Annotated in this window: 1 protein-coding gene; it reads left to right on the top strand. The window is 40.3% G+C overall.

Translation table 11 applies throughout. The annotated features are described in order from the left end of the window. On the top strand, positions 1-310 hold a 310-nt coding region (locus IEY78_RS35390), incomplete at both ends, for a polyprenyl synthetase family protein (protein ID WP_229700348.1).

Genomic DNA, 310 nt, shown 5'->3' on the forward strand with positions numbered 1-310 from the left:
CTTCCACCCTTATTTGGAAAAAGCCTTTTTTGAAATGGTGCTTAATGGGGGTAAAAGGTTCCGCCCTAAGCTTTTTTTAGCCGTGCTTTGTGCGTTAGTGGGTAAAAAAGATTATTCTAACCAGCAAACAGAATATTTTAAAATCGCTTTAAGCATTGAATGCTTGCACACTTATTCGCTCATCCATGACGATTTACCATGCATGGATAATGCCGCTTTAAGGAGAAACCACCCCACTTTACACGCTAAATACGATGAAACCACAGCCGTTTTAATCGGCGATGCGCTCAACACTTACTCTTTTGAATTG

The organism is Streptomyces kronopolitis (assembly GCF_014646275.1).
GTDB lineage: Bacteria > Actinomycetota > Actinomycetes > Streptomycetales > Streptomycetaceae > Streptomyces > Streptomyces kronopolitis.